This is a genomic window from Acinetobacter chinensis (genome assembly GCF_002165375.2).
In the GTDB taxonomy this organism is placed as follows: domain Bacteria; phylum Pseudomonadota; class Gammaproteobacteria; order Pseudomonadales; family Moraxellaceae; genus Acinetobacter; species Acinetobacter chinensis.
Genome location: NZ_CP032134.1, coordinates 3,052,663 through 3,078,805, shown reverse-complemented (window position 1 = coordinate 3,078,805; position 26,143 = coordinate 3,052,663). Strand labels below are relative to the sequence as shown.

The 26,143-nt window shown below is 43.8% G+C and carries 25 protein-coding genes; 9 read left to right on the top strand and 16 right to left on the bottom strand.

Going from position 1 to position 26,143, the window contains the following annotated elements; translation table 11 throughout:
* Nucleotides 1-122 precede the first annotated feature (122 nt).
* A complete protein-coding gene (locus CDG60_RS15580) occupies nt 123-839 on the top strand; it encodes a DUF2846 domain-containing protein (RefSeq protein WP_087512757.1) in 717 nt (238 codons plus the stop codon).
* 3 nt (nt 840-842) lie between these two features.
* On the opposite strand, the gene CDG60_RS15575 is transcribed toward CDG60_RS15580, so the two are convergent.
* On the bottom strand, nt 843-1,385 hold the full coding sequence (locus tag CDG60_RS15575) for a DUF2059 domain-containing protein (RefSeq protein ID WP_087512756.1): 543 nt from the start codon (nt 1,383-1,385) through the stop codon (nt 843-845).
* Between the two features lie 142 nt (nt 1,386-1,527).
* Complete coding sequence (locus CDG60_RS15570; RefSeq protein WP_087512755.1) at nt 1,528-3,054, bottom strand: fumarate hydratase; 1,527 nt, start codon at nt 3,052-3,054, stop codon at nt 1,528-1,530.
* A gap of 525 nt (nt 3,055-3,579) precedes the next feature.
* Here CDG60_RS15570 and CDG60_RS15565 point away from each other — a divergent pair.
* Complete coding sequence (locus CDG60_RS15565; RefSeq protein WP_087512754.1) at nt 3,580-4,191, top strand: class I SAM-dependent DNA methyltransferase; 612 nt, start codon at nt 3,580-3,582, stop codon at nt 4,189-4,191.
* Nucleotides 4,192-4,654: 463 nt separating this feature from the next.
* On the opposite strand, the gene CDG60_RS15560 is transcribed toward CDG60_RS15565, so the two are convergent.
* From CDG60_RS15560 to CDG60_RS15545, 4 genes are all read right to left on the bottom strand, one after another.
* Nucleotides 4,655-5,116, bottom strand: coding sequence for a DUF2147 domain-containing protein (locus tag CDG60_RS15560; RefSeq protein ID WP_087512753.1), 462 nt, complete (start codon nt 5,114-5,116; stop codon nt 4,655-4,657).
* Between the two features lie 161 nt (nt 5,117-5,277).
* A complete protein-coding gene (gene pta, locus CDG60_RS15555) occupies nt 5,278-7,416 on the bottom strand; it encodes a phosphate acetyltransferase (RefSeq protein ID WP_087512752.1) in 2,139 nt (712 codons plus the stop codon).
* A gap of 55 nt (nt 7,417-7,471) precedes the next feature.
* Entirely contained in the window at nt 7,472-8,692 is a 1,221-nt protein-coding gene (locus CDG60_RS15550; protein WP_087512751.1) for an acetate/propionate family kinase, read from the bottom strand.
* Nucleotides 8,693-9,361: 669 nt separating this feature from the next.
* Nucleotides 9,362-10,627, bottom strand: a complete 1,266-nt coding sequence (locus CDG60_RS15545) for a glutamate-5-semialdehyde dehydrogenase (RefSeq protein ID WP_087512885.1) — start codon at nt 10,625-10,627, stop codon at nt 9,362-9,364.
* Between the two features lie 313 nt (nt 10,628-10,940).
* Between CDG60_RS15545 and CDG60_RS15540 the strand changes: the two genes are divergently transcribed.
* Nucleotides 10,941-12,266 carry an alpha/beta fold hydrolase gene (locus CDG60_RS15540; protein WP_087512750.1) on the top strand — a complete coding sequence of 442 codons (1,326 nt, stop codon included), beginning with the start codon at nt 10,941-10,943 and terminating at the stop codon, nt 12,264-12,266.
* A gap of 195 nt (nt 12,267-12,461) precedes the next feature.
* Here the strand turns inward: CDG60_RS15540 and CDG60_RS15535 are convergent, their stop codons facing one another.
* From CDG60_RS15535 to CDG60_RS15525, 3 genes are all read right to left on the bottom strand, one after another.
* Nucleotides 12,462-13,037: a xanthine phosphoribosyltransferase gene (locus CDG60_RS15535; protein WP_087512749.1), complete on the bottom strand. Its 576-nt coding sequence runs from the start codon at nt 13,035-13,037 to the stop codon at nt 12,462-12,464.
* 91 nt (nt 13,038-13,128) lie between these two features.
* Nucleotides 13,129-13,842, bottom strand: coding sequence for a DUF3108 domain-containing protein (locus tag CDG60_RS15530; protein WP_087512748.1), 714 nt, complete (start codon nt 13,840-13,842; stop codon nt 13,129-13,131).
* A gap of 158 nt (nt 13,843-14,000) precedes the next feature.
* A complete protein-coding gene (locus CDG60_RS15525) occupies nt 14,001-14,690 on the bottom strand; it encodes a hypothetical protein (protein ID WP_087512747.1) in 690 nt (229 codons plus the stop codon).
* A gap of 231 nt (nt 14,691-14,921) precedes the next feature.
* Between CDG60_RS15525 and CDG60_RS15520 the strand changes: the two genes are divergently transcribed.
* On the top strand, nt 14,922-15,800 hold the full coding sequence (locus CDG60_RS15520; protein ID WP_087512746.1) for an energy transducer TonB: 879 nt from the start codon (nt 14,922-14,924) through the stop codon (nt 15,798-15,800).
* A gap of 7 nt (nt 15,801-15,807) precedes the next feature.
* Here CDG60_RS15520 and CDG60_RS15515 read toward each other — a convergent pair whose 3' ends face one another.
* The 5 genes from CDG60_RS15515 to miaB all read right to left on the bottom strand — a co-directional run bounded on the left by CDG60_RS15515 (nt 15,808) and on the right by miaB (nt 19,859).
* On the bottom strand, nt 15,808-16,221 hold the full coding sequence (locus CDG60_RS15515; protein ID WP_087512745.1) for a hypothetical protein: 414 nt from the start codon (nt 16,219-16,221) through the stop codon (nt 15,808-15,810).
* 145 nt (nt 16,222-16,366) lie between these two features.
* Nucleotides 16,367-16,660, bottom strand: coding sequence for an antibiotic biosynthesis monooxygenase family protein (locus CDG60_RS15510; RefSeq protein WP_087512744.1), 294 nt, complete (start codon nt 16,658-16,660; stop codon nt 16,367-16,369).
* 118 nt (nt 16,661-16,778) lie between these two features.
* Complete coding sequence (gene ybeY / locus CDG60_RS15505) at nt 16,779-17,264, bottom strand: rRNA maturation RNase YbeY (RefSeq protein ID WP_087512743.1); 486 nt, start codon at nt 17,262-17,264, stop codon at nt 16,779-16,781.
* 18 nt (nt 17,265-17,282) lie between these two features.
* Nucleotides 17,283-18,365 carry a PhoH family protein gene (locus CDG60_RS15500; protein WP_087512742.1) on the bottom strand — a complete coding sequence of 361 codons (1,083 nt, stop codon included), beginning with the start codon at nt 18,363-18,365 and terminating at the stop codon, nt 17,283-17,285.
* Between the two features lie 39 nt (nt 18,366-18,404).
* On the bottom strand, nt 18,405-19,859 hold the full coding sequence (miaB, locus tag CDG60_RS15495; RefSeq protein WP_087512741.1) for a tRNA (N6-isopentenyl adenosine(37)-C2)-methylthiotransferase MiaB: 1,455 nt from the start codon (nt 19,857-19,859) through the stop codon (nt 18,405-18,407).
* Nucleotides 19,860-20,169: 310 nt separating this feature from the next.
* On the opposite strand from miaB, the gene CDG60_RS15490 reads away from it, so the two are divergent.
* The 5 genes from CDG60_RS15490 (at nt 20,170) to CDG60_RS15470 (ending at nt 24,823) form a co-directional block, all read left to right on the top strand.
* Nucleotides 20,170-22,125, top strand: coding sequence for a lytic transglycosylase domain-containing protein (locus tag CDG60_RS15490; RefSeq protein ID WP_406565292.1), 1,956 nt, complete (start codon nt 20,170-20,172; stop codon nt 22,123-22,125).
* A gap of 49 nt (nt 22,126-22,174) precedes the next feature.
* A complete protein-coding gene (locus CDG60_RS15485; RefSeq protein ID WP_087512740.1) occupies nt 22,175-22,828 on the top strand; it encodes a ribonuclease T2 family protein in 654 nt (217 codons plus the stop codon).
* A gap of 171 nt (nt 22,829-22,999) precedes the next feature.
* On the top strand, nt 23,000-23,986 hold the full coding sequence (locus tag CDG60_RS15480) for a malate dehydrogenase (RefSeq protein ID WP_087512739.1): 987 nt from the start codon (nt 23,000-23,002) through the stop codon (nt 23,984-23,986).
* Nucleotides 23,987-24,173: 187 nt separating this feature from the next.
* Nucleotides 24,174-24,416 carry a DUF2789 family protein gene (locus CDG60_RS15475; protein WP_087512738.1) on the top strand — a complete coding sequence of 81 codons (243 nt, stop codon included), beginning with the start codon at nt 24,174-24,176 and terminating at the stop codon, nt 24,414-24,416.
* Nucleotides 24,417-24,565: 149 nt separating this feature from the next.
* Nucleotides 24,566-24,823 (top strand): DUF2789 family protein, encoded by a 258-nt coding sequence (locus CDG60_RS15470; RefSeq protein WP_087512737.1) that lies wholly within the window; start codon nt 24,566-24,568, stop codon nt 24,821-24,823.
* Nucleotides 24,824-24,895: 72 nt separating this feature from the next.
* On the opposite strand, the gene CDG60_RS15465 is transcribed toward CDG60_RS15470, so the two are convergent.
* Nucleotides 24,896-25,423 (bottom strand): hypothetical protein, encoded by a 528-nt coding sequence (locus CDG60_RS15465; RefSeq protein WP_087512736.1) that lies wholly within the window; start codon nt 25,421-25,423, stop codon nt 24,896-24,898.
* Nucleotides 25,424-25,534: 111 nt separating this feature from the next.
* Complete coding sequence (locus CDG60_RS15460) at nt 25,535-26,137, bottom strand: 2OG-Fe(II) oxygenase (protein ID WP_087512735.1); 603 nt, start codon at nt 26,135-26,137, stop codon at nt 25,535-25,537.
* Nucleotides 26,138-26,143: the final 6 nt, after the last annotated feature.

Sequence of the window (26,143 nt, the reverse complement as noted above, 5' to 3'; positions counted from 1 at the left end):
CGTTTTTTTATTTAAAAAAAGATAACTGGATGTTAATCTCTGCCTTAGGCGTGGATGCCTGAAACGCTGTTTGCGTGTTATACAAAAATCGAAAAATAATAAAAACGCAGTGAGGGATAATCATGCGTGGTTTATATGTTGTTATGTGCAGCAGTCTGGTTTTATTTGGCTGCCATGGTAAATCATCTGTTGAGCAGTCGCCTCAACTGACTTCTACACTGAAAAGTGTCGACACTGAGAAAAAACCCGGTTTTTTTGAGCAGTATCGTGTCGGTGGGTTTTCTGTCGGTGGATGGGTCAATCAGAAATCAGGTCAGAACTTCAAAGCAGTTAAGCCTCAGAATGATCAGGCTGCTGTTGTTTATCTTTATCGTCCCGATTCAAAATGGAACCGTCAGGAAATCGTGGCTTCGAGCCTGTTTATTAATGGTGACCGTATTCCAAGTCTGTTGAATAATCACTATTACTGGGTGGAATTACCCGCGGGTACGTATCGTTTATCAACCAGTCGCCCATTGGCTGTTCAGTATTTCCAAAAACCGAAATATCTGGATTTCAGTGTGGAAGCAGGGCAAAGCTATTTTATTAAATACGATGAAGAGAATCTGAGCACCCGTCGTGAAGTTTCAGGACCTCTGATTATTGTTCCTGAGCGTGTTGGGCTGAATGAAATTGCTTTTACTCAGTTAAAGTCTGAAAGTTATAACTTTATTGCAGAAGATCAGCAAACAGGGAAAGTCCGCAGTAAAGCACAGAAGTTGAAAGCACCTAAATATGACCCATCTTCAGATGTGCAGCTGATAAAGCCATTTAAAATATGGAATCCGGCAACCTGGTAATTTTTATTTCAGAATGAGTGGGTGGATGATCGCCATCATCTGCTCTCGGAATTTCTCCTGGCGGGCAGGATCATTCATGATTTCACCCGTCAGGCTGACCGTACCTTTTACAATATCATTCATCAGTCTGGAACTTTTGTTGTTAATGGATTGTCCCATTGGTGTACTGAGAAACTGAATATAAGCCTGTGCTTCTTCTTCTGTAAATGTACTGCGATAACCTGATTTAATCAGATTCAGAAACTTCGGATCAGAGACTATTTCCTGGTTGGTGTTCTGCAGCAGCTGACTGATTTTTTCAGCTGCACGTTGCTGTTCTTTATTCAGCGTCTGTAATCCGAGATTGGCTTTTAAAAGATCCTGTGCCTGAGCATCAAACAGCGGTTTCATGTCATGACTGGACTGAATGATCAGCTGCGATGTGTTGCTGAGCTTAAGTAGTTTTTCAAGCGTTGTGTCCTGTACAGTCTGAGCAAAACCAGCCGTGCTGAAGGTCAGTATGCCGGCTGTTATAAGAATGGACTTGAGCTTTAATAGTGATGTCATAACTGCCCCGATGGATATAAAACACTTAAATTAATATAAATGTGAATCAGTTATCATAACAGTGTGTTCGTGTGCTGAAAAGTCCATCCATCAGCTGATATAAAAAAAGCACCCTGAGGGTGCTTTTTTTGAGTACGAATGATTATTTCGCAGCGGCATCAACCACTGGAATTTTCCCGATTTTTGCTTGCCAGATTTTTGGTGCAGTTGCATGCACAGATGTACCGTTGACATCGACAGCAACAGATACAGGCATATCTTCAACAACAAATTTGTAGATTGCTTCCATACCTAAGTCAGCAAATGCGACAACTTCAGCCTGACGAACTGCTTTAGACACGAGGTAAGCAGCACCACCGACAGCCATCAGGTAAGTTGCTTTGTTGTCTTTGATTGCTTCGATAGCAGTTGGACCACGATCCGCTTTACCGATCATACCGAACAGACCTGTTGCTTCAAGCACCTGACGGGTGAATTTATCCATACGTGTTGCAGTTGTCGGACCAGCAGGACCAACCACTTCATCGCCAACTGGATCAACAGGACCCACGTAGTAAATGAATTTACCTTTAAGATCAACAGGAAGTTCTTCACCATTGTCGAGCATTTCACACATACGTTTATGCGCAGCATCACGACCTGTGTAGATCGTACCGTTTAGCAGTAATGTGTCACCTGGTTGCCATGAGTTCATTTCTTCCTGTGTGATGTTGTCTAAGTCAACACGTTTAGAAGATGAAGAATCCCAGGTCACTTCAGGGTAATCAGAAAGTTTAGGCGCCTGAATATGCGCAATACCTGAACCATCCAGCTGGAAATGTGCATGACGGGTTGCAGCACAGTTTGGAATCATACCGACTGGTTTGCCCGCAGCGTGGCAAGGGTAGTCTTTGATTTTGATATCAAGCACGGTAGTCAGACCGCCAAGACCCTGTGCACCGATACCCAGCGCATTTACTTTCTCGAAGATTTCCATACGGAGTTCTTCGATTTTGTTTTCTGGTCCACGACGAAGTAACTCGTCCATGTTGATTTCTTCCATGAGTGATTCTTTTGCAAGCATCATGGCTTTTTCAGCTGTACCACCAATCCCGATACCGAGCATACCAGGAGGACACCAGCCTGCACCCATCGTTGGGACAGTTTTCAGTACCCAGTCCACGATTGAATCAGATGGATTCAGCATCGCAAGTTTGGATTTATTTTCTGAACCGCCACCTTTGGCAGCCACAGTGATGTCTACTTTATTACCCGGAACGAGTTTGTAGTGAATCACAGCAGGAGTGTTGTCTTTGGTATTTTTACGACCAAAAGCAGGATCTGCAAGTACAGATGCACGAAGTACGTTTGAGTTTTCCAGGTAACCCTGGCGTACGCCTTCGTTGATTGCATCATCCAGGCTCATGGTTAAATCAAATTTAACATCTAAGCCCACATCAACAAATACGTTAACAATACCAGTATCCTGACAGATTGGACGATGACCTTCTGCACACATGCGTGAGTTAATTAAGATCTGTGCAATTGCATCTTTGGCAGCTTTGTTCTCTTCGCGGTCATACGCACGGCTCATTGCCTGGATGAAATCCTGTGGATGGTAATACGAAATGAACTGAAGCGCGTCCTTGACCGATGTGATCAAGTCGTCTTGCTTGATAATAGTTGTCATATCAAAAATCTCTTGAGCGGGCTGATAGCTAGCGGGCTAAATTATACGTGATATTGCACTTTTTGTGGCGTGTTTGTATATTTTATCGGCTAAAGTTTAATGAAATATTTGCTGTCATATTTCACTGAACAAGGGACATAAAATCTGTAATTATTTCATCTGTGAAAATAAAAACTGAATTTTATGGATGGTTTTTATTTTTTAAATAACTGAAAATAAACAGCTTTAATTTATTTCTGTTTTTTATTTAAATTATGACACTGTTGTCATAAAGTTGTCACAAAACTTTCACATAATGCCATCATCAAAACATGAGTGATGAAAGATGACAATTTCAAGCGTGTTGATGGTGATTGGATTCAGTATCTATATTGCTGCAACCTGGATGTACGGTCAGAAAGAAGATTAAGCCCGACGCTTTATCTTCTTTTTTTATGTCTGATTTTATGTTTTTTAATCAATTTTTATGCGGAAACCGTTTTTAATTTTTATACTGATCTGTCATGGAACTAAAGAAGAATAAGGATGATGGATCAGACCTGTCCTGCTGAAAATATTATCAGCCTCTATAAAAAACATGCCCGTGCCTGGACAGCACTTCGTGGAGGCTTGTTGTATGAAAAAGCCTGGCTGGATCATTTTCTGGCATTTATTCCTGAGCATTCACAGATTATTGATTTTGGCTGCGGTTCTGGAAAACCCATTGCAGCGTACCTGATTGCTCAGGGGCATGCGGTGACAGGTGTAGACAGCTCAGATACCATGATTGAAATGGCTCGGCTGAATTTTCCAGATCAGCGATGGATTGTGCATGATATGCGCAGTTTTAAAGCAGATCAGACATTTCAGGGCATATTGGCGTGGGACAGTTTCTTTCATTTGTCACCGGATGATCAGCGTGCGATGTTTCAGCAGTTTAGAGACTGTGCTCAGCAGGGCACGGCATTGATGTTCAGCAGTGGACCTTCAGCAGGTGAAGCAATTGGTGAGCTGTTTGGTGATGCGCTTTATCATGCCAGTCTCTCTCAGGAGGAATACCGGCAGTTGCTTGCAGAGCATGGTTTTGAGGTGTTGAAAATGGTGACCGAAGATCCTGAATGTGCGGGTCATACGGTATGGTTGGCAAAGAAAAAATAACTCATCAGGTTTAATAAAAATAGAGCTCACAGTTTTTAACTGTCGCCATGTCATATTGAAATATCAGGATATGACCTGTGTTATACAGAATCAATCATTATAACAAGGGTGTCTTTGTACGCTATGGCGTACATGAATTGGAGGAATTGTCCAATATACAGCATCTGAATATTTTCTTATGATGGACACATAGAGAGCAGGATGCTCCAAAAATAACAATAAAATACAGTACAAGGAATGTCAGGTAAGACAGGAGTCATGCCTAAGCATCAAATACGAAAAAAGCCCGACAGGATGTCGGGCTTTTTTTATGCCTGAATTGATGTGCGTACATGGCTGGTTCTTTCATGGCACATTTTAACATAAGCTGTCGGCTTTGCTGAAAGTGCAGATATCTGTAAGAAAAACAGGTACCGATCATTTTTGCACATTCGGATTGTGATCAGGCTGATTTCTGATCAGCTTAGTGAATGTCCTGCAGCTTGATCCAGAGCATGGAAGTTGTCTGGTTCTGTGGAGTGCTGCCTGTCATTTGCAGTTGTGTCTTTGCGTTGTTTAACTGACCACTGATTTTATACTGGTAACCATTTTCAGGGTTTGTCCAGAGACCATTACTGAAACGGGTTTTACCTGTATCTGAAGTAAGACCCTGTAATGCTTCCATACCGATAACAGATTGGTTTTTAAGGCTCCCAGTACATTTCTGACAGTTTTTTAAGTTTTTTGAAGCTCCATGCAGCTGAGTAATTACCGCGCTGTACTGTTGTGTTCTGGAGTTTTTACGAATCACAATGTCTGAAATATAAGAGTCTGTGCGGTTATCAATGATTTTCCAGGTTCCAATGAGGGGATCAAAAGTATAGGAAAAAGCAGACGTACTGAACAATGCGAGTGTGAAAGCCGTAGATAAAGATTTAAAATTCATAAACAAAAACAATCAGATAAAAACATGAATATTATACTTGTTGTGATTGTTATTATTATACTAAATATTTGATTTATTGAGTTTTTACTGGGATTTATATTAAAAAAACCACCCTTTTTTACAACAGGGTGGTTGAGTATCAACTCGAAAACGTGAAACTGTTATCCAGCCTGCTGTTCAGACTGAATCGCGGTTAAAGCGATCGTGAAGACAATGTCATCCACCAGAGCACCACGGGACAGATCATTTACAGGTTTGTTCAAACCTTGCAGCATTGGTCCAACGCTGACCACATTGGCAGAGCGCTGAACCGCTTTATAGGTTGTGTTACCTGTATTCAGATCAGGGAAAATAAAGACATTGGCACGACCAGCAACTTTAGAATCAGGTGCTTTAGACTTACCAACGCTTTCAACCGATGCAGCATCGTACTGAAGTGGACCATCAATCAGTAAATCAGGACGGCGTTCTTTTGCAATACGGGTCGCTTCAGCAACTTTTTCAACTTCAGCACCTGCACCTGATGTTCCTGTTGAGTAGGAAATCATGGCAATGCGTGGGTCGATACCAAAAGCTTTTGCGGAGTCAGCAGACTGAATTGCAATCTCAGCCAGCTGTTCTGCATCTGGATCTGGGTTGATTGCACAGTCACCATACACATACACTTCATCAGGCAGCAGCATAAAGAACACAGACGAAACCAGTGAATAATCCGGAGCTGTCTTAATCAGCTGGAAAGCAGGGCGGACTGTATTTGCAGTGGTATGTACTGCACCAGAAACCAGACCATCGACCTGATTCAGAGCAAGCATCATTGTACCCAGTACAACGGTATCCTGAAGCTGTTCACGTGCCTGAAGTTCATTGATTTTGCCTTTACGCAGCTCAACCATTTTTCCGACATAGTTTTCACGGATCAGGTCTGGATCAATCACTTCAAGATCATGTGGAAGTTCAATACCACGAGCTTTTGCAACTTCAATTACAGCTTCTGGTTTAGCCAGAAGAATACATTGTGCAATACCGCGTGACTGACAGATTGCAGCAGCCTGGACTGTACGAGGCTCATCGCCTTCAGGCAGTACAATGCGTTTTCTTGCAGCAATGGATTTCTGTACCAGCTCATGACGGAATGCAGAAGGAGAAAGACGGGTCTGATATGAACCGTTCAGTAGTCTGGTCAGCCAGTCTTCATTGATATGACTGGAAACAAAACGGGTCACCTGTTCAGCACGTTCAGTGTCATCTACAGGAATTTCATTGCTCAGACTGGCAAGGCTCTGTGCTGTTTCAAATGTGCTCAGCGGAGTATGCAGAATAGGCAGACCCTGTTTAATTGCTGTCTGACAGAATTCAATCACCTGTGCATTTGGGGCATGGTGTTCAGTCAGAACCAGACCTGCAAGAGGAATACCATTGCTGCTTGCAAGACTGCTTGCGAGTAGTACGTCAATGCGGTCAGATGCACTGATAATCAGTTCACCTGCAACAAATTTATGCAGTTCATGTTCAATATTGGATGCAATCAGACTGCTGTGTAGAACACGACGCTGAGCTGCTTCACCAGTGTTGATCCATTCAGCCTGAATGTGGCTTGCAAGGTCAGACATACGTGGCACGCTGAGCGTGTTGCTGAATGGTACCAGACCAATCACAGGCAGTTTATCTGTTCCGATATGTGCATGTGTCTGCTGAATTGCGCTGACAAATTTGTTGGTATCGCTGATCAGGCGCAGAGCAGGGTCAATTGTAACCGGAATCTGTGCAGAATCTTCTGGCAGACCTTTGGTACGCATAAACAGAACACCTGAAACACGTGTACCTGTTGAACCACCAAAGTGACGCAGCTGGCTTTCAACTTTTTCAGCTGAACACAGTGGATTTCTGATGTCTGCATTGCTGACAATAATGACTTTGGCATCGAGTGCCTGAGCCAGTGCTGTATTGAGTTCAGATGCAAAAGAGTCGCGGTTGTTTGGCAGCAGACCTTCAACAATGATCAGGTCATGTTTTTTTGCAATCTGACGGTGCAGGCGAACAGCTTCTTCAAGCAGTTCATCACTTTCATCATGGTTCAGCTGCTGAGTTACAGTCGCATAAGGAATTGGTTCAACAGTTTCACTCTGGGTCAGGTGACGGAACAGTGCAGAAGTACGGTCAGCCCCCAGTGTGAGTTCCTGAGAAAATGGTTTCAGGAAACCTGCTTTAACACCCTGACATTCAAGGGCATAAATTAAACCCAGGCATGCAGAAGTTAAGCCTACCCCTTCGCCTGTTGGCACTAAAAGAATTGTTTTCATAATAAAATCTGAAATAAAAATTAAAATTTAACTGGGTAGGGTAAAGAGCGACTGCTTAAGCAGTCGCGGTATCAGTTTCAGACTTTTTTGCAGTTGTCTGATTAACCTCATGAGCTACAACACTTTCAGTTTCTTTAGCAATACGGCCTTCTTCATCTGTTGGAATAACCCAGATCTGTGGTCCTGTACCTGCATCAATACGACCTTCTGAACCACGGTTCAGAGTGCTGTTCTTATCTTTACACAGGTTGAAACCGAAGTGAGGCAGGTAAGCCAGTGTTTTTTCACGGATGTAGGATGAGTTCTCACCAATACCACCTGTGAAGAACAGACCATCAATACGAGGTAAGCCACAGCTGAGAGCAGCCAGTGATTTTGCCAGACGGTAGCAGAACACTTCAATTGCAAGCGCGGCATCTTCATTGCCTTGCTCAGATGCTTCAATCAGTGTACGCATGTCATTGGACAGATCAGAAAGACCCAGAAGACCAGACTGGCTGTTCAGCATTTTATCAATTTTATAGATGTCCCAACCCAGGTTGCTGGCAAGGAAGCTGTGCATACTTGGATCTACATCACCACTACGGGTACCCATAACAACACCTTCAAGTGGTGTTAAGCCCATAGAAGTATCGACGCTCTGACCATTCCAGATGGCACAGGTCGAGCTGCCGTTTCCAAGGTGAGCTGTTAGCCATCCACCCTGTTTAAAGCTGCCTGCCAGTTCAGAACCACGCTCTGAAACATAAGCATGGCTTGTACCGTGGAAGCCATAACGACGCACGTTATGTTCTGTATAAAGGAATTTTGGCACTGCGTAACGGAAAGCGTGAGCAGGCATGGTCTGGTGGAATGCTGTATCAAAAACAGCGACCTGAGGAAGTTCAGGGAACAGACGCATAGTTGCACCGATACCCACAAGGTGAGCTGGGTTATGTAATGGTGCAAGTGGTGTTGCTGAACGAATTTTTTCAATAATTTCAGGCGTCAGTAATTCTGCTTTTGTTAATGTGCCGCCGTGAACAACACGGTGACCAATTGCCTGAGGATTATAATGAGACAGGCGTTCAAGAATTGTTTCAAGTGCCTTTTCATGGTCTGCAAAAGGAATTGACAGTTCAAGCGGCTGGTTTCCAGCGGTAACGCCTTTAATACGGGCTTCTGCTGAACCTAAGTTTTCAGCAAGACCGAAAATGCGGTCTTCACGACGTTCAGACACAAGTGCATATTTGATGGAGGATGAACCGCAGTTAATTACCAATACTGATGTAGACACGTTTTAATACCCAAATTTTAATTGAAATGAATCGTCCATTGAGTGATCTTCATGCAGTACAAATCGGTGCAATCCAGATCAGTAATGACGTTTTAACACGGGTTTTTTCTCTGTTCTAGATAGACTTTAGGAGATTAGACTTAAGCACTATCGACCGAAAAATCATTAATAGTTAATATTTATCAGTTGATTGTTTAAATTTATGATTAGAAGAATAAGCCTTTATTTAACATAGCATGTTCCAGTGCTGTCAGGCGACTCTAAATGTTTAAAAATATTACTTCCACGACCTGATTCAGATCATCTGTCATCACATGTCCACTCAGGCACATATATTCAATGCCTTATCAAAATACCTGTACTGTTTATATCAGCCTCAGTTGAGGTATATGTATTTAATCAGCGTAAAGATGCTGAAAGATTTTTTATTCTGCTTCTGTGACCACGTAGTGATAACTGTACTGGAAAAATGGTATAGCACTGGGTTTATGAAACATCAAAGAAGAAGATGTGAGGAGGGGATTAAGCAGGTGATCTATGAATATAGAAACAGGATGGGCTGTTCAGATGAACAGCAGACTTCCAGGTGCAGGTTTTATGATGTTGCCTGATGCGACAAAAACATAAGACCAGACAAAGAAGTCTGCCGGATATTAAAAAACAGGTCGCTTAGTGACGGATCTGACCATCACCTAAAACAATCCATTTCTGTGAAGTCAGACCTTCCAGTCCAACAGGACCACGGGCATGAATTTTATCTGTAGAGATACCGATTTCAGCACCTAAGCCGTATTCAAAACCATCTGCAAAACGGGTTGATGCATTGACCATTACAGAGCTTGAGTCAACACGGGTCAGGAACTGGCGTGCCAGACTGAAATTTTCAGTAATAATGGCATCGGTATGATGTGAGCCATACTTGTTGATGTGCTGAATTGCTTCTTCAATACCTGAAACAACTTTCACTGCAAGTACAGGGCCCAGGTATTCTTCATACCAGTCTTCCTCTGTTGCTGTTTTTACTGTACTGCCCAGAATCTGGCGGGTTGCAGCATCACCACGAAGTTCAACCTGTTTTTCAGCATACAGCTCTGCAACACGTGGCAGAAAATCTTCAGCAATCTTTTCATCCACCAGCAGGGTCTCCATGGCATTACAGACACCATAGCGATGTGTTTTTGCATTCAGTGCAATCGGCAAAGCTTTATGCAGATCTGCCTGAGCTTCCACATACACATGACAGTTCCCATCTAGGTGTTTGATAACTGGAATGGTTGCTTCATTGGTAATACGTTCAATTAAGCCTTTACCACCACGCGGAACAATCACATCCACAAATTCAGACAGTGTAATCAGCTGTCCTACCGCAGCACGGTCAGTGGTATTGATCACCTGTACGCAGCTTTCTGGAAGTCCTGCAACTTTCAGTCCATGCTGAACAGCTTCAGCAATGGCTCTGTTGGATTCCATCGCTTCTGAACCGCCACGTAAAATAATGGCATTGCCTGACTTAAGTGCCAGTGAAGCAGCTTCAAGCGTCACGTTTGGACGGGATTCATAGATCATGCCGACCACGCCCAGCGGCACGCGCATTTTACCAATCTGAATACCGGTCGGGCGATAAGCCAGGTCTGTAATTTCTCCAATCGGATCAACCAGCGCAATCACATCCTTGAGACCTTGCAGCATGTCTTTAAAGCGTGTGGGCGTCAGTTCCAGACGGTCCAGTAAGGCACTGTCCAGCTGATTGTTACGACCTTTGGTCATATCAGTCTGGTTAGCGGCCAGGATACTGGATTCACTGTTCTCCAACGCTGTATAAACAGCAGAAAGAGCATTGTTCTTTGTCTGGGTAGAAGCGCCAGCCAGGATACTCGATGCCTGACGTGCCTGTTGTCCTACCGTTTGCATGTATTGTTCAATAGAATCTTGCATAGCGGTTTGATCACATGGAAATTTCATCTTCGATAGTAACAGCCAGAGCCTGGACAATGAAGCACCAGAAAATTAAAAAAGCAGGAAAAGCGCTTAAACCTGTAAACATTTTGAAATTGTTTGCCTGAATAAAAGTAGATAAGCGGTTGCATAAGTGGTTGCTTGTAAATTGCTCCTCTGTATAGAATGAAATGCTAAGGACAATGAAGTCATACAAATAAATACAAAAGCAGGATGTTTATATGATGACGAGGGTTTTCTGAATGAATTCTTGCACAATAAAAACAAGGCAGGAAGATTGGAGGAAAGGAAGATGAATTCCATTATCCAGATGGACACGGACGTACATGAAGCCAGTACACACTTTGGTTTCTTTGATGTTTATGATAAACACAGCTTCAAACAGCCGGCACGGACAACGTGGATTGATGGCTGGAAAGTTGAATATATGGCAATTGGTCTTCCTGAGACTATGCACAACACGCCCATTGTGATTATCGGTGGTGCATTTCAGAATTTTAACTCCTACAAATACTGTGTGGAACAGTTGTTTGATGCAGGTCCCGTGGTGCTGATTGATCTGCCATCCATGGGTGCCAATCAGCAGATCTCCAATGTGGACACCGGACTTTCAGCAGGAACACTCGAACTGGAAGACCTGGCAGGTATGCTGGGTCACTGGATGGATATTGTCGGGCTGGAAAAAATCCGGGTTATGGGCATGTCATTAGGTTCAGTTGTTGCATCCTGTCTTGCGCATCAGCGTCCAGAACTGATTGACCGTATGATTCTGATGGGTGTTATGCAGAAGACCCGTAAAAGCTGGCGCATGCTGCTTGAAGAATCCCTGCATCTTATGAAAGAACAGCGCATGGAGGAGTTTGGTCAGGCGGTTATTCTTTACCTGGTCAATCATGCAAAACTTGATGTGACCCGTATGTCACCGACTGCGAAACGTCTGTTCTTTAAGCAAATGGCAGAATTTACGGCAACAGAGCAGGAACGTTATGACATTAACTGTAACCGTTTACTGCGCCTTGCAGGTGTTCCGATTCCACAGTGCCGTACTCTTGTTGCCTGTGGTCAGTATGACAGTTTTACTTTGCCGCATGAAAATGCAAACTTTGCGCTTCAGTGCCCGGATATGGAATTTGCCATGATTGCCAATGCAGATCATGTGCCTCAGCTGCAACGTCGTAAGGAAACCATGAATCTGTTTGCCACTTACTTAAAAGGTGAATCCATTCAGCAGGTTGAAGGCATTATTCCAATGACCCGTGCGCAGCTTCTGACGATGGAGCGCAGAGGTGAAGCACGTGTGCGGGTACAGCAGCCAGAAACTGTCCTGACACATCGTCATTTACCTGTGACACTTCCTGTTCAGGTGGTTGATCTGAATTATTTTGGTGTGTTGCTGGATCTGGGCGACGACCTGATTGCTCAGGTAGAGCAGTATCCAAGAGATCTTGCTTTGCATCTGCATGATGAAGAAGGTGCTTTCAGCATCGAATGTCTTATTTTTGAGACTGAGCAGGGTAAAGCGAGAGCTTTATTCAAGCACGGCAGTTTTGATGTGGCAGATCGCTTGTTACGCTTTGTTCAGCGTCAGAAAGAAGCATTACAGCTGAAAAATGCGTAATGCTGAAATATTTATTCTAAGTATCTGAAACAAGTCTGATCAATGGATCAGGCTTTTTTTTATCCATGACAAAAAAAATTGATCCATGGAAAATATACAGTGTGGATTGTTGTTTAAGCTCAATGATGATTTTTTGTTGATGTATAAAGCCCAAAAAAAGAGTGCTGATAAGCACTCTTTTTTTAATTTCACTGATTATTCAGTTACAAAAGTGACTGTGCCATCTTTCAGTGACTCAACACGAGCCAGTGATTCAACACGGTAACCTTTGTCCAGCAACAGCTGACGACCAGGCTGGAATGATTTTTCAATCACAATACCAATACCGACCACTTCTGCATCTGCCTGATGAATCAGGTCTGCCAGACCCAGTGCCGCCTGACCGTTTGCAAGGAAGTCATCAATCACAAGAACCTTGTCGCTTTCAGTGATATGCTTTTTAGAAATCGCAATGGTGCTTTCAACCTGTTTGGTAAATGAAAATACTTTAGAGCGATATAAGTCATCTTTCAGCGTCAGAGACTGGTATTTACGGGCAAAGATGACTGGAACGCCCAGTTCAAGACCTGCCATAACAGCAGGAGCAATACCTGAAGCTTCAATGGTGATAATTTTTGTAATACCGGCATCTTTAAACAGACGGGCAAATTCCTGACCAACCTGTTGCATCATTACAGGGTCAATTTGATGGTTTAAGAAAGAGTCGACTTTCAGAACTTGATCAGATAGAACGATACCTTCAGCTAAGATTTTCTGTTCCAGAGCGTGCACGGGGAGATTCCTCTAAGGGCAGGTGCTTTTTAAAGCAAAGGCGTATTTTAAAAAGCACCGTAAAAAATGCAAGCGAAATTGATCAAATTGATTAATTTGATGGTCCATTATAACCGGTCAGTAGTAAACCATAAGAGGTTTTCTTGTCGACATGACTGACTTTGACCGGAAGATAATCCAGTTTTGGTGCCAGCCAGAAAATAGTTTCACGACCCGGTTTATCATGTTTCATAACTACTTTGACTGTGTCGAATGTGCCATAAGAGGTTTTGACTTTTTCAGCACCCTGTTTGACAAACCTGCGTGATTCAACTTCTTTGGCATCTGCAATCGAATAACTGGACTTCAAACCACCATTTTTAAGATCTTCACGTAACTGAAGTTCAGCATTCAACTCATCCAGTACACCGGATTTCCATGCAAAAGTACGGGGTTCATTGTCTTTTTTGGTGGTGATGGTTTTTGCGGATGGATTGAAATTCATGCTCATCGTGTTGTTGTGAACAAGAATTTTACTGGTCCGGCTGAAACTTGTTGATGAAATCTGGTCACCATTGAGCGTGAAACGGCTGGTTTCAGTTGCAGAGGCAATTCCACCTGCTTTTGCAGCAAAGACATAATTCCAGCCATTGCCTGATTTACTCAGTGTACGGGTGGCAGAACCTAAGTTTTTACCGTTGTAATTAAACTGATAGCTTGCCTGAAATGGGCTCATGGCAAAAGTCTGGCTTGAGAAACCAGCTAGGAGCAGTGTAGCTGAGACACCTGTTGCCATCGCCATCGTTTTCAATACATGTTGAGCCATAAGTACATTTTCCTTTTTAAGGTCTGATATGCAGAAAATTTTGCATGAGGATATTATGCATCTGAAATATGGAGATATATTCTGTAAATCTGTTCAGAGTGTATCTTTCCTGTTAGGTTTTTTTTGTTCAATGCTCAGGTTTTGATAATCAAAAACGATCAACTCTGTTTCTGTCTGACTGGCGTGACAGTGCTGTCGTCTGTTTCGTCATCTTCTTCAAGATCATCATCCATTCTGTCTTCAGACAGTTTGCTGAACAGTGCTGCTAGATTGACATTGCCAATGACGACCAGTTCTGCATCACGAAGCACTGCATGATTGACGTGTACTTTGGTCAGCGTATCAATAATGGAGCGTTTTTTCCCAAGCCAGCGGTTCAGGTCAAGATGTAGCAGGTCATCTTTGACGGTAACGACATTCAGTTTTTCCAGGATCATTCCCAGGGGATCTTTGTTCAGAACTTTCTGATAAAAAAACAGTGCCAGATTAAAAGCCATTTTCTGAAAGATATTTTTAAAGCGGGCTTCAATCACCTGTGTATCACTGATCTGTTCAAAAACAATCAACTGCATATCTTTGTTCAGTTCCATCTGAATGAGTTTCAGGTCTACAGACAGTGTGGTGTAAAGCCCTTTGACATCCAGTGTGGCATACAGGCGTAACCAGTCATCATGCAGATCGGCATGCAGATCCTGAAGGACTTTGACATTGTCTGTGACGAAACGCTCAAATGTGGCATTCAGAAAAACCTGAGACATTGGAAATTCACGTTCATCTTCAATAAATCCTTCAGCTTTCTGGTATACCTGTCGTATACGTCTGGAGATGCTGGATATCAGTGATTGCATACAGAAAATTCCGTTGATTAGGTTTTGGGAAATTTTTTATCGAAAATGTATTAAAAATACAGACCTGAAACCTTGCAGTTTAACAAAATTAAATGCACCATTTTCATGAATTTATTTATGTGCAGCCCGCATGGTGACAGGCTTCTGCTTTTTGTCTAAAAGTGATGACTGCGTTTATTTTATACTGATTTTGTATTGTTGGGGAATCAGACATTTTGTCGGTTTATTGTGATGCTCAGGAAAATTAACTTTTCTCCACTGGTGAATAACTGGTGGAAAGACCCTGTTTTTGCAACAGCAGTGATCATGGCTGCCGTTCTGCATTTACTGGTGTTGTCTGTGCAGTTCACCATGTCCGAACCACAGGATGCAGCGGTCAGGGAAATTGCGGTCACCATGCGCCCGAGTGAGACGGAAGTTAAAAATGCCGATTTTCTAGCACAGGCAGATCAGCAGGGTTCAGGAACATTCCGTGAAGCACATCGTATGTCCAGTGATATGCCTGCTCCAATGATTGACCAGAGTGCAGGGGAGCAGAAGCAGGAAAGTCGGGAGCAGATGCAGCAGAAAAAAGAGCTGAGCTTCGAAGAAAAAGTACTGATGACCACGCTCAGCTGGCAGAAAGAAGCGGAGCAGAACCGTCGTAAAAAAGCGGCAGATGAAATGAACAGCCAGTATCAGGCAAAGGCAGCCATGATTGCCAGTCTGGAAGCACAGTATCTGCAGCGTCAGCAGAACTTCAGCCGTCAGCAGAAAATTAAAACTGTGGATGGTATTCAGGCTAAACAGGATATGACAGCTGCTTATATGGAAAAATTCCGGCAAAAAGTCGAGTTTTACGGTAACCGCTATTATCCCGACCTGGCAAAAGCACAGCAGCTAGCTGGAGAAGTACGCCTGATGGTGATTCTGAATCAGAACGGCGGAATCCGTGCTATTCGCCTGATTGAAGGTTCAGGTCATTCTGTGCTTGATGAGGCAGCAAAAGCATCTGTCCGTAAAGCAGCTCCATTTGGTGCATTTGATGTAAAAATGAAAGATATTTCTGAACTTCGAATTGTCAGAACATGGCGTTTTGATCCTGCAGATGCTGAGTTTGAGGTGAACTGACGCCGTTTTATTCGGCATCGCTATGAGGTTCAGCCCGGATATATGCACCTTGTTCGCGTCCACCTGACCAGACGGCTTTTAAAATTTTGTCCTGGATTTTCAGCTGAATGGGAAAAATTTCAAGAGATGCCTGGTATTCAGGTTCGGCTTTTAAGCCTATACAGCTTTCATTTTGCCACCATTTTCCTTCTGCGTACTGATCCAGTGCGCCAACTGCCAGGTACCATTTAAAAGTACCATCTGGTTTCAGCAGCAGTTCAGAACCCACTTCCATGACTCCCTGTAAATAATAGTGTCCTGACCACGCTGTCGATACTTTTTCGGATTTCGGCTGCTGGCAGACCGTTTCAATATCTGCATGGGAATGTGCGGTAAATAAGCATGATGTTGCCAGTAGAGTAGAAGTCAGAAATTTTTTCATTGGATTTCTAAGAGTCTGAAATTTTTTCTATTTTTAGCACAGATTAAGATCGGTTTTCTGAAAATAATAATTCTGAACTGATGTCTGATTGTGATAGGAGTTTTTTCAGATGCTGGCAATGAATGTGGATGGCCGATGTGCTGTGTTATTGACTGGAATAGTTTTTCAGGATTTCGCAAATTTCAACACTGAAATACGCATACCATTTTTCTTTGCCCAGCTGCTGCGCCACCTGATGTTCAGCATCTTTGTGCCATGCATGGATATCTTCCAGTGAATTCCAGTAGGAGAGTGCAATTTCAGCATGACGTTCTGTCAGCGATTCAAATTTCTGACAGTTGAACTGAGTCAGTGCTTTTTCACGCAAAGTACAGGCAGTGTCGAAATACTCCTGATCCAGTGTTCTTGTTTCAGCTTTAAAGATCACAACGTATTTCATAGAGGCTCACTGACTGTATTGGCTGAAATGTCTTTTCAGGATGAGACTGCTGCTGATTTTTATTGAATGAGGGACTGAAGCAGTCATCCTCTGCTAAAGAGGATGACTGCCTGAATGGTCAGTCTTCTTTAATAGTATAAGGATTGTCAAAGCCAAGCTTTTTCAGAATTTCAATTTCCAGTGCTTCCATTTCTTCAGCATCTGCATCTGAAGTTTCATGGTCATAGCCCATCAGATGCAGTGTGCCGTGTACGAGCATATGGGTAAAATGCTCAGCAGGCGTCTTTTGCTGTTCATCCGCTTCCTGTAAAACCACGGGAATGCAGATCACTAGATCGCCAATTGGAAAGGTCTCTAAAATCTGTGCCATTTCATCAGGCAGATCACTTGGAAAAGACAGTACGTTGGTCGGTTTGTCCTTTCCTCGATATTCCAGATTCAGTTTGTGACTGTCATTGTTGTCAACGCAGGCTATACCGATTTCACAGTCGCTTTGGGTATCAATATAACGCAGTGTTGTTTCAATCACTTTTTTGATGCTGGCACGTTTGAGTACCAGCGCTGGAGACTGGAAATCCTGTTGTAAGGATAGGCTAAGTTTCAAGATGAATCCTTAATTTATTCAGCTCTGATGCTGTTCGTCCGCTTTGCTGTCATTTTCTGCGACCAAAGCCTCCTGGAGTGCTTTACGTTCAGCTCTGGCTGCTGCTGTCAGACGCTGCTGTTCACTGTCCCAGCCTTCGTAGGCTTCAACAATTTTCTGAACCAGCTGGTGACGGACAACATCACGGGAATGAAAACGGGTGATGTGAATTTCTTTCACATTTTCGATCACACGCAGCGCATGTGCAAGTCCTGATTGCTGCCCACGTGGCAGATCGACCTGAGTGACATCGCCTGTAATAACCGCACGGGAACCAAAACCCAGTCGGGTCAGGAACATTTTCATCTGCTCAGGTGTTGTATTCTGGGCTTCATCCAGAATCACGAATGAGTGATTCAGGGTACGACCACGCATATAAGCTAAAGGGGCAACTTCAATCACCTGGCGTTCAATCAGTTTGGCTACTTTTTCAAAACCCAGCATTTCATACAGGGCATCGTAAAGCGGGCGCAGATAAGGGTCGATTTTCTGGGTCAGGTCACCAGGCAGGAAGCCCAGTTTTTCACCGGCTTCCACCGCAGGACGAACCAGTAATATGCGCTGGATTTCATTGCGTTCCAGCATATCTACAGCGGCTGCAACAGCAAGATAGGTTTTACCCGTTCCGGCAGGACCAATACCAAAAGAAATATCACTCTGTAAAATGCGTTGTACATAACGCTTCTGATTGGCACCGCGAGGATTGATACGACCTTTGCGTGTCTGTAGCCAGACATCATCCAGACCGGTATGTTCCTGATCAAACAGGTCAGCCTGAAGTTCGCGGTCAGTCTGGCTCCCCTGAATCATGAGATGCAGAGTATCTGCACTGATCTGAGGGGAGGTTTCTGCTTCTTCATGCAGGCGCTGCAGAAGCATTTCGGCTCTCTCAACTGCATCCATTTCACCATCAATGAAAAAAGCATCACCGCGATGGGAAAGCTGGACATTCAGTCGTTGTTCTATTTGTTTAAGATGTCCGTTATAAGCGCCAAGCATGCTCTTTAAACGTTCCATCGAAATCCCAGGAAAAGCTACTGTACGTCGAATCGCTGCAGTCAAGAGAAGTCCTTATAGTGTTGTCTTGATTATACCCTTACATTACGTCACGTCAGGCTCAAGATTCAAGAGTTCACCATAAACTAAATTTAAAGTTTTAATCTCTGTAACCTCAATCTCTGCAAAGCGTCCAACCCAGGACGGGTCACCAATAAATGTAACCAGACGTGTATTGTCCGCAGTACCGACCAGCAGGTCAGGATCTTTGGTGGAAACATTCTCGACCAGGACACGCTGAACCGTTCCCAGCATGGCATCTGTTTTGCGGATACTGGACTGTTTGATCCACTGCTGAACTTTTGCCAGGCGTTCTTTTTTCACATCTTCAGGGGTGCTGTCTGGCAGTTCTGAAGCAGGTGTACCTGGACGTTTTGAATAAACAAAACTGTAGGAATGGTCAAAGTCCATGTCCTGGATAAACTGATAGGTTTCTTCAAAATGTTCATCAGTTTCACCCGGGAAGCCAATAATGAAATCTGAAGACAGGTGCATGTCTGGACGGACTTTACGCAGTCGTGCAATTTTATCGATATAGACATCAATGGTGTGGTTACGTTTCATTGCCTGTAACACATCATTTGAACCACTCTGAACCGGCAGATGCAGATGCGAAACCATCTGTGGCAGATCACGGTAACACTGGATCAGATCATCATTGAATTCAAGTGGGTGAGACGTGGTATAGCGGATACGTCCAATACCAGGAATCTCTGCAACCAGACGAAGTAAATCTGCAAAGGTACAGATATTGCCTTCAAAGGTTTCACCACGGTAACCGTTTACATTCTGTCCCAGCAGGGAAACTTCACGGACACCTTTTTCAGCCAGTGTTGCAATTTCAGCCAGCACATCATCAAGTGGACGGGAAACTTCTTCACCACGGGTATAAGGCACCACGCAGAATGAGCAGTATTTTGAACAGCCTTCCATGATGGATACAAAAGCCTTAAAACCTTCAACACGCGGTTCTGGTAAAAAGTCGAATTTTTCAATATCAGGGAAAGAAATATCCACCAGTCTGATTTTTTCTTTTTTCGGTTTTTCAATCTGCTCTACATGCTGATCGAGCATCTGAGGCAGACGGTGCAGGGTTTGTGGACCAAAAACCATATCGACATAAGGCGCGCGTTTCTGAATGTTGTCACCTTCCTGAGAAGCAACACAGCCACCGACACCAATGACAAGTTCTGGATTTTTTTCTTTCAGTTTGCGCCAGCGACCCAGTTCAGAAAAGACTTTTTCCTGCGCTTTTTCGCGGATGGAACAGGTGTTCATCAACAGAATATCAGCATCACCTGGATCGGTGGTCAGCACATAGCCGTGAGAATCACCCAGAAGGTCTGCCATACGGTGACTGTCATACTCATTCATCTGACACCCTTGCGTTTCGATGTACAGTTTTTTAACCGTACCGTCGGCTGGGGTGTGCTGTGGCTGGGTTACAGTGTTTTCTGAGGCAGCTTTGGCACTATTGGGAATGAAGGTTTGAACCGTCATGCAGGCTCCTGGTAAATAATAAGGGAAAATGTCTGGCGGTCTCGGACAGAACAGAATGCTGTAGAGAACAGGCTGGGCATTTTCATGGAGTTTTAATGAAAGGGGCGTATTTTAGCAGGAATTATACCTGAAGCTGTAGCTCTAAATCGCGACTCAAAAATATTGATTTATGGGGTAAAAATGATTGAAAATTAATATTGTTTAATCATAAGGTTACACAACTCAACAGTAGAACGGCTGGAGAGTAATTAAACTAGGTAAAATTGTTCAGATGAATGAAGGCAATCCAAAGATGGCTCAGGGCAGGTCAATGTTTAGTTCGATCAAAAAGAAAAATGGTTACAGAGTACTTGCTTTAAGTGTTACAGCAATCGGATTTGCTACAGGTGTAAGTGCGGCAGATGAACAGTTTACGGCGGCACTCAGCGCTGCAGGTGCCGGCAATGTTGCCCTGTTACAGCAGTATCAGTCTGAAATGCAGAATGACGCACTGGGGTATTATCCTGAATACTGGATACTGAACAACAATCTTGGGATGCAGCCAGCGGCAAATATTGTGAATTTTGCTCAGCGTTATCCGCAGTCTGCAATGGCTGAAAAACTTGCAGCTGATTATGTCGAAGAAAAAGTAAAACAGGCTGACTTTGCAACAGCGCAGCCAGTACTGAAATATGTGACAAATGCAGACCAGGCAGAAAGCTGTGCAGTTGCACAGGTCAGAGCCAGAACAGGCGATCAGCTGGTTTTTGCAGAATATAAAGATGTATGGCTTGCCACCAACTCTCAGCCTGATTCATGCACAGGACTTGGGCGCATGATGCTGTCCAGTCCACTGATGACAGCGCAGGATAAACAGCAGCGTTTATGGGCGCAGTTACGTGCAGGACAGTCTGGTCAGGCAGTGGCAACGGCACAGACACTTGGACAGACCCTGACCCTGGCTCAGCTGAATCAGATACAGGCAAATCCTTTGAATTATCTGTGGTCTGCACCTAAAGCAACCGGTGAAGATCAGGCTTATCTGATCTTTGCGATCGGCCGCCTTGCAGACAGTGACCTGAATTCGGCGATTGCATCTGTGCAGCGTGCAGCGCAGGGAACACCAGAAGCAGTTCAAAAAGCCATGTATCGGGCTGTGGGCTACATTGGTGGAACCACAGTCATGAAAAACAATTTCAACAAAGAAGTGCTGAATTATCTGGATGCCAGTTATGGACTGCCGTTCAGTGCTGAAGAAGCTGAAATTTATGCCCGTCAGGCGATCCGTTTTGGCGCATGGGAAAGTGTGATCCGTGCGGTGGATGCAATGAGTGTCACTCAGAAACAGGAAGACCGCTGGCAGTACTGGCTGGCTCGTGCTTCTGTGCAGCGTGGAGATGCTGCTTCCAGAAAAACAGGACAGGAAATTCTGAACCGTCTTGCACAGGGCGATGACTACCATAACCTGCTGGCAAAAGACCTGGTGGGGAAGACATACAGCAGTACACCATCCAGTTCAGAGCCATCTTCATCTGATATGCAGCGTCTGAATCAGGATATTCATTTCAGTCGTGCTTTTGCCCTGCGCCGTGTCAATGCACCTGAAAATTATGTGAACCGTGAATGGAACTGGGCAGTCCGACAGGCATATCTGAAACATGATGATGGTCTGATTCTGGCTGCGGCTAAACGCGCAACGGATATGGGATGGTATGACCGGGCTATTTATGCAGCGGACAGAACTACCAATAAACATAACTATGCTTACCGTTATGCGATGCCACATCAGGCATATGTGGTCAGTCACAGCCGTAATGCCGGCATTGATCCTGCGTGGGCATATGGTCTGATGCGACAGGAAAGCCGTTTTGTTTCGCATGCCCGTTCGCATGTGGGTGCTGGTGGTCTGATGCAGATCATGCCTGATACAGCAAAACTGGTTGCCCGTCAGATGGGTGAAACCTATAACCCTGCTGCATTGACCGATATGAACACCAATATCCGTTATGGAACTTTTTATCTGTCCATGATTCAGGGGCAGTTGAGCAGTAATCCTGTACTTGCAACGGCAGGCTACAATGCCGGTCCAAACCGTGCGCGCAGATGGCAGCCTGAGTTTCAGTCCATAGCGGCAGATCAGTACACAGAAAGTATTCCGCTGAATGAAACCCGTGACTATGTGAAAAATGTGATGACCAATGCGGCACATTATGGTGTGCTGCTGGGGCAGGGAGCGCAGTCCATTGGAAAACGGATGCAGGTGATACCTTTCAGGAACACGCCTTAACTGTAAATTTTATGAAGTTGTAATATCCACTGGAATTGGGTAGCTGAAAATGACCAGGACTCTACCGTCTGTACCGCTGAAACTGTCATTGCTCAGTCTGGGCGGTGTATGGCTGTCTGTTGTCAGTCCACAGCTCCGTGCAGAGACAGTACAGGGCTACGTGATGGAAGTGCAGTTAACTCCAGCGGCATGTTTAATGGACAGTTTACGGTCAAAAAAACGGAAATGTCTTGAGGGTTACTCTTTAAATATTCAGGGTCTGTTTCCTGAAACTTCAAAGCGTGACTGTCATACCACATCATCAGCAGCATTGTCGCCACTCCAGGCAAAGGTGGTTGCACGGGTCATGCCTGATGAAGGTGCCAGAGTACAGTTGTGGAAGTCTGTGGGTGGATGTGTCCCTGGAAATGCCAGCCAGTATTTCCGGACCATTATCAATTTCGCGGAACGCTTGAAAGTACCTGCGGAACTGACTTCTCCTGAAACACGCCAGATGCAGCTGAACACAGTCAGACTGAAATTTTTGCAGCTTAATCCAGGACTGACATCGGCAGGTATTCATTTTACCTGTCAGAACCATCAGGGAAATCCGCTGTTGACAGGTGTTCAGTTGTGTTACCGGACCAATGGGCAGTACAGACAGTGCTCAGGCACAGTGACAGGGAATTGTCCTGCGACAGTTCTGATCAAAGGTTCCTACTGATTTTATTGAAACATCTTATTTATATTTTCTATCATACTTTTGTTGAAATACGACCTCTTTTATATGCATATCCGAAAAGATTGGAGTACAATCTTGGGCGTTTATGATAATTCGATTAAATGGAAAAGCCCATTTTAATCACATTAACGATCCTCAATTGGAGATAATTACATGAAGCAAGCAGTTCGTGTTGCCGTTACAGGCGCAGCAGGTCAAATCGGTTACAGCCTATTATTCCGTATCGCCAGTGGCGAAATGCTTGGTAAAGACCAACCAGTTATTCTTCAATTATTGGAAGTTCCATTTGAGAAAGCTCAAGCTGCGCTTAAAGGCGTAATGATGGAACTTGACGACTGTGCATTCCCATTGCTTGAAGGCATGATCGGTACTGATGATCCTAAAGTTGCATTCAAAGATGCTGACTATGCACTTTTAGTTGGTTCACGTCCACGTGGTCCTGGTATGGAACGTGCTGAATTGCTTAAAGTAAACGGTGAAATCTTCATCGGTCAGGGTCAGGCTCTGAACGAAGTTGCAAGCCGTGACGTTAAAGTTCTTGTTGTAGGTAACCCTGCGAACACTAACGCTTACATCGCAATGAAATCTGCTCCAGATCTTCCAGCGAAAAACTTCACAGCAATGTTACGTCTTGACCACAACCGTGCGTTAACTCAACTTGCTCAAAAAGCTGGTGTTGCAGTTTCTGATATCAAAACAATGACTGTCTGGGGTAACCACTCTCCAACAATGTATGCTGACTACCGTTTTGCAACAGTAAACGGCGAAAGCTTAAAAGACAAAATCAACGATGCTGAATGGAACAAAGACGTGTTCCTTCCAACTGTTGGTAAACGTGGTGCTGCGATCATCGAAGCGCGTGGTTTGTCTTCTGCTGCGTCTGCTGCTAACGCTGCAATCGACCATATGCGCGACTGGGCTCTTGGCACAAACGGCGAATGGGTAACTATGGGTATTCCTTCTGACGGTTCTTATGGTATTCCTGAAGGCGTAATGTTCGGTTTCCCTGTAACTTGCGAAAATGGCGAATACAAAATCGTTCAAGGTCTTGAGATCGATGAATTCAGCCGTGAACGTATCAACTTCACTCTTGATGAGTTAGAAGGTGAACGTGCAGCAGTTGCTGACATGGTTAAATAATTGAATTTTTAAGATCACTGATCTTTTAAATTGAATTGAAAAAGCACTCCATTCTGGGGTGCTTTTTTTATGGATGAGAAACGGCTTCTACAAAAAATAACAGGATGAATGTTTGATGTAGCAGTATTTAAACCCGTTTCGGGTTAGATTTGTGATGTAAAAATAAAGACTTGAATGGAAAATAAAAATGTTTGATGAACAGCCGACACTCAAATTATTGTTCGATCAGCTGGGACTGGACTCTGAGCCAGCCTCAATCAATTCATTTGTTGAAACACACCAGCTGCCAGAAGGTGTCATGATGCATGAAGCTGATTTCTGGACGGATTCACAGCGTGATTTTCTGGTGAGTCACTGGCAGAAAGATGATAACTGGTCTTTGGTCATTGATGAGCTGAGTGAATTGCTGAGTACTGATGCACAAAAGTAAGGTGAATTGTGCGTAAAACCTGATAGTTTAATTATTGAACACAAATTGAAACAACATCGCCAGCAGATTCAGCTGGCTTTTCTTTGCTTTATCTTATAAGTTAATTGCATAACTAATGACAATTATGCTGATAAGTAAGGAGGGCGCTCATGCTCAGGACGAACAAACCATCCCTCGAAATGCTTTTTTCTCAGTTAGGACTGGCAAACAGCCCCGCTGCAATAGAGCTGTATGTCCGCACTCACCAGTTAACCGCCAGCCAGAACTTACATGATGCACCGTTCTGGAATAAATCACAGCGTGATTTCCTGATCAGCCATTTAGTTCAGGATGATGATTGGTCAATGTGGATTGATGAACTGAATCAACAACTGCATATGGATGCCTATAAATTACAGACGGCATAAGCTGAAGAAATCTCCACAAAAAAAGATGGCAAAAGCCATCTTTTTTATTGGTGTTTATTAATCCTGATGTGATCAGTGCAACCTGTTCTGAATCATCTGGCTAAACCATGCTTCATTCTGTACAGGTTTAAAAGCAGGGTGCTGTTTTAACAAAACCAGATCAAAATCAGCCGTAGCCATATATTTTTTGAGCCAGTGTCGTGTCAGTGACAGTTCATTTTTGCTCACAGAAGCGTAAGCCAGCATAAAATAAATATCAGCACTTTCATGTTGAGTCATCGGTTTTAAAATCTGCTGTGTAATCAGCGCATATCTGGTTTCTTTGCTCAGTTCGAAATAAACCATATAGGCTTTTGCCAGATGCAAAGATAAATTTACATACAGAGGCATCGGCATTTCTTCATATTCAACACGTGCGGTTTCAAACAGCACGATTGCTTCCTGGAGAAAATGAACCTGTTCCTGTCTGGAGTTACTTCGTTCGACCAGCTGTAAACGCAAGTCCCCACGTTCAAGTGCAAGTTCAGGGGTGTTGTTTTCCAGATATAACTGATCTGTCTCACCAATACGCTCGATAAGTTGTTTTGTATTTTCAAACATGATCAGTTCCTCTTGAATAATGTTCAGTATTATGTGGGCATCTTCAGGAATTTAAAGCCCTTGAACATTATACGCAGTGTTGCAGATTTGAAATTCTGCATCGGGCGCTGCTTAAATGATATCTGAATCGCTGCGAAGCCAGGCAGTAATGGACAGACGCTGATGCTTTGCTTTCAGGACTTCGTGTAATAAGTCACTCTGAAACAGTGCAATACGGTTCGGTTTTGGCTGAAGAATATGCCACTGATCATTTTTGTCCTGCAGGTGCAGTTCACCACCCCAGTCACTTTGCCATTGTTCATGCAGATAATAGACTGCGGAAAAGACCCTGCCATTTTTGTTGTGAGGATTGTCCCGATGCAGGGCATAGAATTCACCTGAATTGTAACAGGCAAAATGAGCTTCCACATTTCGGATGCCCGAATAGAAGGCACGGTTCAGCTGCTTTGCCAGTTCTTCCAGTTGATGCACATGCTGACTGGCTGTTTCGAGCTGTTCATTGATCCATAAAATATGATCACTGCGTATTTTGCTGACAACGCCATTCTGAATAGCGGCATCTCTGAATTTATTCAGGTTTGAGGTGCATTCTTCAACCAGTCTGTGCATATATGCGGGAGGGTAGGCTTCATCAATGAGGCTAAAGCCCTGTTGATCCAGATCGTGAATAATCTGATCAACTTTCCATGACTTTGGGAGAAGAACTGCATCCATATAAAA